At 58.3% G+C, this 7,874-nt stretch carries 8 protein-coding genes; 1 reads left to right on the forward strand and 7 read right to left on the reverse strand.

Annotated features, from left to right (window positions below):
* Positions 1-332 precede the first annotated feature (332 nt).
* Positions 333-1,412: an NAD(P)/FAD-dependent oxidoreductase gene (locus tag PMI29_RS12745; RefSeq protein WP_007999114.1), complete on the forward strand. Its 1,080-nt coding sequence runs from the start codon at positions 333-335 to the stop codon at positions 1,410-1,412.
* Between the two features lie 86 nt (positions 1,413-1,498).
* Here the strand turns inward: PMI29_RS12745 and PMI29_RS12740 are convergent, their stop codons facing one another.
* From PMI29_RS12740 to PMI29_RS12710, 7 genes are all read right to left on the reverse strand, one after another.
* Positions 1,499-3,127, reverse strand: coding sequence for an AMP-binding protein (locus PMI29_RS12740; RefSeq protein WP_007999116.1), 1,629 nt, complete (start codon positions 3,125-3,127; stop codon positions 1,499-1,501).
* Between the two features lie 9 nt (positions 3,128-3,136).
* Positions 3,137-3,889: an enoyl-CoA hydratase/isomerase family protein gene (locus tag PMI29_RS12735; RefSeq protein WP_007999118.1), complete on the reverse strand. Its 753-nt coding sequence runs from the start codon at positions 3,887-3,889 to the stop codon at positions 3,137-3,139.
* A 2-nt stretch (positions 3,890-3,891) separates the two neighbouring features.
* Positions 3,892-5,133 (reverse strand): CaiB/BaiF CoA transferase family protein, encoded by a 1,242-nt coding sequence (locus PMI29_RS12730; protein WP_007999120.1) that lies wholly within the window; start codon positions 5,131-5,133, stop codon positions 3,892-3,894.
* Entirely contained in the window at positions 5,130-5,876 is a 747-nt protein-coding gene (locus tag PMI29_RS12725; protein ID WP_007999121.1) for an enoyl-CoA hydratase/isomerase family protein, read from the reverse strand. Before PMI29_RS12725 ends, PMI29_RS12730 begins: the two co-directional genes overlap by 4 nt.
* Positions 5,877-5,890: 14 nt before the next feature.
* On the reverse strand, positions 5,891-6,856 hold the full coding sequence (locus PMI29_RS12720) for an NAD(P)H-dependent flavin oxidoreductase (RefSeq protein ID WP_007999123.1): 966 nt from the start codon (positions 6,854-6,856) through the stop codon (positions 5,891-5,893).
* Positions 6,857-6,859: 3 nt separating this feature from the next.
* Positions 6,860-7,348: a MarR family winged helix-turn-helix transcriptional regulator gene (locus PMI29_RS12715; protein WP_033052450.1), complete on the reverse strand. Its 489-nt coding sequence runs from the start codon at positions 7,346-7,348 to the stop codon at positions 6,860-6,862.
* Between the two features lie 111 nt (positions 7,349-7,459).
* On the reverse strand, positions 7,460-7,874 hold a 415-nt coding region (locus PMI29_RS12710), incomplete at its 5' end, for an aminotransferase class III-fold pyridoxal phosphate-dependent enzyme (protein ID WP_007999126.1).

Raw genomic sequence — 7,874 nt, forward strand, 5'->3', positions numbered from 1 at the left:
TTCCAAGGCCGGTAACACCGGGATGCGCGTTACGCGTGGTCTACCGGATCCCGGTTTTTCTCATGGACGGGTGATTTGGCATTAGCGTATATTAGACTAAGTGTTCAGTCTAATAATCTTTGTGAAGCATTGCGAAGGATGACGAACGCAAATACCTGTCATGAGCCACGGCAGGTCGGGGGCAGGCTGACGTGAGGATGCTGTGACCTTCAGGGGCGCTGGAAGCCTAAAGTTTGCAATGTCGACCAGACAGGGCGAGTTTGCCTGGGATGCCGGCATTGCCACTGGGAATTCGTTCAGGACTTACCTGACAGTTAAGGGGGTTACCGTTAATGAACCAGAGCTACAGTTATGATCTTGTTATCGTGGGCGCCGGAATTCATGGTGCTTCCTTAGCCTATTACTCTGCCCAAGCAGGGCAACGAGTGATCCTCATTGAAGAATCCCGGCCAGCCAGCGGCGCAAGCGGCCACGCATTCGGATGGATTAATGCCAGTGCATTGACTGAACCCGTCCAGCATTTAGCGCAAAGGGTGATTGATGATTACAATCGCCTCCATACAGAGTTGCCGTCATTCCCTTTGCGTTGGTGTGGAGAACTTACCTATGGCGCCTGTCAAGAAAAGCAAGACCTCTGCGAAGTTGGTCTGAATCTTTCTCCCCTCCAACCCCTCACGATTTCGCAGGATGAAATAAGGGCGCTTGAACCAAATCTTGCTCATCCGCCCATTCGAGCTCGCTATATGGGTGCGGCGGGTGTCACCTCGCCGGTCGAAGCCATTGAATGCCTGATTCAGGCTGCTAAAGGTTTTGGCGCAAACATTATTTCCAATTGCGCAGCAAACGAACTACTCGTTGAGAATGGGCTGGTTGTAGGCGTCAGTACGCAGGCGGGAAATATTCATGGCAGTAAAACGGTACTGACTGCTGGCTTGGGAACGCTTGATCTTTTATCTCGCCAAGGCATGCATCTGCCCATTCGGTCATCCCCAGCGATTATTATTAAGTTTGATGTATCTAATGATCTTTTAAACGGCATTGTTTCAAGTTCTGAAATGGAAGCTCGTCAAGCAGGCGCTCGCACATTAATTGCAGCTGAAGACTATATAGACGATACGCAAGAAAATGGACCCGTTGCCATCGGGCTCAGGGCCCTCAAAGCAATTCGTGCCGAATTGAACGGTGCGGAGTCAATAGAACTACGATCCGTGGCTGTAGGGTGGCGACCGATACCCGACGATCGCCTTCCTATAGTGGGGCCTATGAGTCAGTACGGCGGGTTATATATCATGAGTGCACATCCAGGATTAACGCTGGCGCCCACGTTGGCGCGGCTCTTTAGCCAAGAGCTGATAACAAACATCGCTACGCCGTTGCTGAGTGACTTTCGGCCTTCGCGCTTTCAAGTGTGAGCGCTACCCGCAAAATCCGCTCAGGTCGCAAATCCAGTCGCCCGGTATCGTCAGCCTGCCGATTTCGATACCAGGCTTTCTCACGGTTAGCTCAGCCTGAATTGTGTAATTGCATGCTCGCGCAGTCGGCCCTTTTGAATTTTGCTTGATCCTGTCATGCCGATGCTCTCGAACTCTTCGACGATGCACAGATAGCGCGGCACCTTGAAGTTGGCGCAGCGTGCCTTGCAGAACGCGATCAACTCTTCGCTGCTGGCGCAGTTTCCCTGCTTGAGGGTGACATAGGCGGCGGGGACCTCTCCCAGTCGCGGATCTGGCACGCCGACCACTTGTGCCAGCTCTACAGCGGGGTGTTTCAGCAGTACCTGCTCGACTTCCAGCGGCGAGACATTCTCTCCACCGACCCGGAACATGTCCTTGAGTCGACCGATAAACTGCAGGCGGCCATCTTCGGAGAGTGTTCCGAGGTCCCCTGTTTGCAGCCAGCCTTCGCTCAGGGTGACTGCGGTTTGTTCAGGCAGCTTGTAGTAACCCTTCATCAGGCTCCAGCCGCGAGCACAGATTTCACCCGGTTGGCCGGGCGGCATTGGTTGACCGGTGGCAGGGTCGCGGACCTGGATTTCCAGCCCCGCGTGGGTGGTCATGGAGCCGTTGAGACGCAACTCCAGCGGCTCGCGGTAATCAGAGCAGACCAGGTTCGGTGAGGCTTCGGAGAGACCGTACGCATTGCATATGTCCTTCGCGCCCATCTTCTCGACGACCTCATGAAGGATCTGCGGACTGGCCGCCGCCCAACCGCCACGCAGAGACAGTCGATAAGCGTTGAAACCAGGCTCGGCCAACATCATCAGAAACATGGTGTCATTGCCTGAGGTCAGTGTGCACTGCTCGCGCTCCATGATAGCCAGTGCCTGAGCCGGGTCGAAAGTCGCGGCAGTGACCAGGGTGGCGCCATGAACCAGTGCGACCAGCAACGACATGGTGCTACCTGCCACATGGTAGAACGGTCTTGGACTGAAATAACGATCCTCTGATCGCACGCCCATGCGGACGGCCACGCACTTGGCTATTCCGAGCATCGACGCGTGGCTGAGCATCACCCCTTTAGGGAAGGCTGTGGTTCCCGAAGTGAACTGGATCAACAGCGTATCGTCGGGCTCCACTTGTGCGCGCGCTACTGCCAATTCGGTAGGCTGGAGATCGGCGCCGAGTTCAAGAAAGTCGGCGTTGCCAAGCGCTGCGGCAGGCACCCTTTGACCAAAGACCACCAGATGCCGCAACAGCGGCAGATTGCTCCCGGGTAGTGTGGTGTTTATGGCTGGCTCGACCTCCCCGAGCATGGCGACAAAGTCGATCTTGTCGAGAAAAGTATCGACGCAGAACAGCGCCCGTACATCTTCGTGGGCCAAGCCATAACTGAGTTCTTCGCTACGGAAACGGGTGTTGAAAGGTACGCAGACCAGACCGAGTGAAGCAGCCGCGTACCAAAGCACCGCCCATTGCACGGAGTTGCCCATAAGCAGGCCAATGTGCTCGCCCCTTTGCAGGCCAAGGCCGAGCATGGCACGAGCGGTGCTATCCACCTGTTCGAGCAATTGGCGATAACTCAGGCGGCCGTCTTCGGCAATTAACGCGTCGTTGTCGGGGTGTTGCCGGGCAATGTCATTCAATACTGTCCACAGGGGACCGGGCAGCGGGGAAGTCGATACGGTCATGGGGGGTCCTCAGACGAAAGATGTCATGCCGGCACGCCAGGTGCCTTCAGTCAGGTTGTCCTCGATGGCGAGGATCTCGTGGGCCAGAGCACCAAAACGGCTGTCATCGGCGCCTTTGTCGATGGTGCGTTTGGCACTACGGATGGCATGAGTCGGCGCCGAGGCGATCTCTCGTGCCAGTCTCTCGACATAGCTATCGAACTCAGCGTGAGGTAACACTTGATTGACCAAACCGATGGATTTGGCTTCCACGGCGCTGACTTCACGCCCCGTGAACATCAGTTCCTTGGCTATTCTCCTACCAACAATGCGTGGCAGCCGCTGAGTAGCGCCGACCGTGCCCCAACGTGCCTCCGGGTAACGGAAGCTGGCCAGGTCACTGGCGACGATGAAGTCACAGGCGCTGGCAATTTCGCAGCCGGAACCCACTGCTGGGCCCTGGATTGCTGCAATCACCGGTATTGGCAGGTCTTCCAGTGCGGCATACAAGGCGAAGGCCTTGATGCGTCGAGCGCGTATCTGGTCTTCATCCATATCCTTGCGCTCCTTGAGATCGGCGCCAGCACAGAATACTGGCCCGTTGGCGCGCACCAGCAAAACATGGATATCGTCGCGTTTGCTGACTTCACGGACCGCCAGGTGGAGCTCAAGGCACAGTTGAGTATTCAAGGCGTTGCGTGCCTGCGGGCGGTTCAGGGTCAGGGTGGCGATGTTTTCTTCCACGGTGAGACTGACAACAGAGGACAGATCAGGCTGATTCATGGTTATACCGCTCCTGAACGGTGCAAGGCGTAGATGTCTTGCGAGTTGTAGCCGAGGTCTTGCAGCACCCGGTCGGTGTGTTCACCCAAAAGGGGCGGGCGGTTTGCCGTGGGGTTGTCGTAACCGCTGAACTGAAACGGCAACTGAATGGCTGGGAAACGTCCGCTCTCTGGATGTTCGAAGTCAGCAAACACGCCGCGAGCGCGCAAGTGCGGGTCGACCACCACCTCGTCCAGCGTTTTCAGCGGCCCGGCGGGTACACCCGCAGCGTCGCAGGCCGCGCAGAGCTGATCTCGGGTCAATAGGGCGATGGCGCTCGACAAGGCCGCCATCACTTCATCGCGGTGCAATACGCGGCCACTGTTGTGTTGCAGACGCGGATCCGCTCCCAGCGATTCCAGGCCGAGGACGGAGCAGAGCGGATGCCAGTGCTGATCGGCGCCGGTGATGTGTACGTAACCGCCATCAGCACAAAGGAAGCTGGCTGAAGGCACGCGGCCAGGATGTTCGGTGCCCAGGCGCTCGGGTACTTCATCCAAAGCAAAGTAGCGGGCAGCGGCCAAGGCCAGCAGACTGATTTGTCCGTCGAGCATGGAGAAGTCGAGGTAGGCTCCCGTGCCTTCTTTTTGTCTACCCTGGAGCATGGAAACGATACCCAGGGCGATCCACAAACCAGAGCTCAGGTCCGAGACAGGGATACCTGGTTTCACCGGGCCACCATCTTTCTCTCCGGTGAGACTCATGATGCCGCTCATGGCCTGGAATACAGTGTCGTAACCCTTGCGACTGGCATAGGGGCCGGTCTGACCAAACCCGGTGCAGGAGACGTAGAGTAAGCGCGGATTGATCTCCTTGAGCACCGGCCAGTCCAGGCCGTAACGTTTCAGGGTGCCGACCGGGAAATTTTCCAGTACAACGTCGGCATCGCGCGTCAGTTTCCGGACGATTTCCTGGCCCTCGACGGTGCGTAAGTTCACCGTGATCGATTCTTTGCTGCGATTGAAGGCATAGAAATAGGCACTGCGTTCGCGTCCCAATGCTTCGGCCTGGGCATCCTCGTCCAGGAGGTCGACGTTCTTGTCAGCCTGGGGCACAAAAGGCTCATAACCACGGGTTTCGTCACCGTCGACAGGCTGCTCGACTTTGATCACGCGGGCGCCAAGCTCAGCGAGAATCATGCCGGCAAAGGGGCATGCCAGAACTCGAGCCAGCTCCACAACCGTCACACCTTCCAGGGGTTTCATGCTGGCGACTCCGTTTGGCGAAAGGCACGCATTTGGGCATTCAATTGCTGACCAATCTTCAGGCCTTCGCTGAAGGGCAATTCAGTGACCCGGTGGAAAATTCCCTTGGTGGCCTGCATCGCCTGTAACGGATGGGCGGCGATCTGCTGCGCCAGCGTTTGGGCCTCGCCAAGCAGATCGGCGTCGGCCACGACTCGGTTGATCATGCCCAACTGCCGAGCCTCATGAGCATCCAGGGTACGACCAGTAGCGACCAGATCGAAGGCTGCCTTGCGCCCGACATGCTCGACCAGCCCTGCCATGACTATCGCGGCGACGATCCCGTGCTTGACCTCTGGATAACCGAAGCGTGCGCTTTCGCCAGCCAGCGCGAGATCGCAGGAGAGTGCCAGCCCGCTACCGCCACCCATCGCGTAGCCGTTCACGGCGGCGATCACGGGTTTGCTCATCTGCTTGACCAGTCCTTGCAACTCTGTGGTCAGCGCGGCGCGACGTTCTACCAGCGATTGATTGTCTGGGGTCAGCACCTTGAACTCGCGGGTGTCGGCTCCCGCGCAGAAGCCGCGACCGGCACCGGTGACGATAACCACCCGAACCGACGGGTCGGCATCGGCATCCTTCAGGGCCTGCACCAGCCCTTCAGTGAGTGCGAAGTTCAATGCATTGAGTTTGTCCGGGCGATTGAGTGTCAGCGTCTGTACGCCATCCCGGGTTTCGCGCAAAACGACCTGTTGTTCGGTCATGTAAAGTGCTCCTGTCAGGGTTGCATGGCGCGCAGGCGGGCGAGGGCCTGTTCGAGTTCTTCGATGAGTGATTGCATGATTGCGGCGGCGGGCAGCAGTTGATGGATCAGACCGGCACTTTGCCCTGCCTCCACTTTGCCGTTGCTGACATCGCCGTCGAATGAAGCTTGTTTCAAGCTGGCCGAAGCCAGCAGTGAGGCGTAGGCGTCGGGGGCAGCCTGTGGCATGCCGTCGCGCTCGGCCTGTTCAACGCGTTCGGTAAAAGCGTTGCGCACGCTGCGCACCGGCAACGCTCCACGTCCGACCAGGACGGTGTCGCCAATGTCGGCGTCGAGTACTTTTTGCTTATAGGCAGGATGCAGGAACGCTTCCTCGGACAGCATGAAGCGTGTGCCTAATTGCACGGCGTCAGCTCCCAGGGCGAGCAGCGCAGCAATGCCATAGCCATCGGCGATTCCACCGCCTGCCACGAGCGGGCAGTCGACTTCCTGCAACACGCGTCGCACGTTGACCAGCGTGCTCACTTCATTGGCCGGCGGGTGACCGCCTGCTTCGCTGCCGACCACTACCAGTCCATCGACCCCCGCGGCGGCTGCCTTGCGTGCGTGCTCGACAAAGGCGACAACGTGGAGCCAAGTCGCACCGTAATCCTTGAAGCGTTTCAAGTGAGCCTTGGGCGAGCCCTGGCTGGCAATGATGACCGGTACTTGTTCGGCCACCAGCAAGTCCAGGACTTCATCGGCGCCCTTGCGGTACAGGGGAATGTTCACCGCATAGGGTTTGTCGGTCAGTTCGCGCACCTGGCGCAGCGTTGTGGCGAGATCGGCCAGGCGCATCGGTCCTGCGGCGATCACTCCCAAACCACCGGCATTGGAGACGGCGGCGGGGAGCGCGGCGCAGCTGGATGCCCAGCTCATGCCTGCCTGGATGATCGGGTAGCGGATGCCCAGCAAGCGGGTCAGGCGGGTGTCGAGCGACATGCTTCAATCCTCATCGTCATTCTCCGGACTCAGGCTGTACGGATTGTTTTTCTTGAGTTCGCCGTAGTACTCGAGGCTGTTGGTATAGACGCGCTGCATCAGTTCGCGCAGTTGCTTGAGCTCGTTGGCCGATAACCCGCAAAGCATGCGTTCGTTCCGCTCCTGGGAGTCATCGAGGATCCGATGGACCATCGCCCTGCCTTCTGCCGTGAGGCAGAGCAATGCGCTGCGCCCGTCCTCAGGGTTGGGCTGACGTTCGATCAACTCGCGCTTGGTCAGGTTGGTAACGATTCTGCTCATCTGGCTTTTCAGAACGCTGGCATGTTTGGCTACTTGAACCAGAGGCGCCTGATTGAGGTAATCGAGAATCGCCAGGGTTCGCCATTCAAGTACGGTAATGGCGAAATGCTGGGGAATGGTCATCGCAGCGATACGACTCGACAGGCCGGCCAGGCGTTGAAGCTGGACAGAGAACAGGTCGCGCATATCCATGGCGATTTCGGGTTCTCCAACGACTGCTTTTGTAGCTTTTTTCATAAGGCACCGAAGGGCTATCTAGGGAAAGGAATTAGCCTCTCATTGTTCGTGAGTGCATACCTGAGCTCAACCGTTGAAGCGCGATTGCTCGCGCAGTAGCGCCAAACTGGCATCCAGCCCTTTGGTAAAGGCCTCGAGAACCAGATCGACTTCCGCGTCGGTGATGATCAATGGTGGCGCGAACACCACACTGTCGTTCAGCGAACGGGCAGTCACGCCGTTGGCTTCGGTTTGCTGAGACACGCTCAGGCCGACTTTCCACTCTTTTGGGAAAGCGGCTTTAGTGGCTTTGTCGGCCACCACCTCGACACCCCACATCAGGCCGGCACCGCGTACTTCGCCCACCAGCGGATGGTCGGACAATTTGCGCAAGCCGGCCCCCAGACGCGCGCCGACCTGCCGGGCGTGTGTCGGAAGTTGGCGTTCCTCGTAGATGTTCAGGCATTCCAGCGCAACGGCAGCCGGGACCGGATGGCCGCCA

Source organism: Pseudomonas sp. GM49, from assembly GCF_000282355.1.
In the GTDB taxonomy this organism is placed as follows: Bacteria; Pseudomonadota; Gammaproteobacteria; order Pseudomonadales; family Pseudomonadaceae; genus Aquipseudomonas.

Bases quoted from the DNA above. Each gene is read 5' to 3' on its own strand.
- PMI29_RS12740 (WP_007999116.1), bottom strand. From the start codon at position 3,127: ATGACCGTATCGACTTCCCCGCTGCCCGGTCCCCTGTGGACAGTATTG.
- PMI29_RS12730 (WP_007999120.1), bottom strand. From the start codon at position 5,133: ATGAAACCCCTGGAAGGTGTGACGGTTGTGGAGCTGGCTCGAGTTCTG.
- PMI29_RS12725 (WP_007999121.1), bottom strand. From the start codon at position 5,876: ATGACCGAACAACAGGTCGTTTTGCGCGAAACCCGGGATGGCGTACAG.
- PMI29_RS12720 (WP_007999123.1), bottom strand. From the start codon at position 6,856: ATGTCGCTCGACACCCGCCTGACCCGCTTGCTGGGCATCCGCTACCCG.
- PMI29_RS12715 (WP_033052450.1), bottom strand. From the start codon at position 7,348: ATGGATATGCGCGACCTGTTCTCTGTCCAGCTTCAACGCCTGGCCGGC.
- PMI29_RS12745 (WP_007999114.1), top strand. From the start codon at position 333: ATGAACCAGAGCTACAGTTATGATCTTGTTATCGTGGGCGCCGGAATT.
- PMI29_RS12735 (WP_007999118.1), bottom strand. From the start codon at position 3,889: ATGAATCAGCCTGATCTGTCCTCTGTTGTCAGTCTCACCGTGGAAGAA.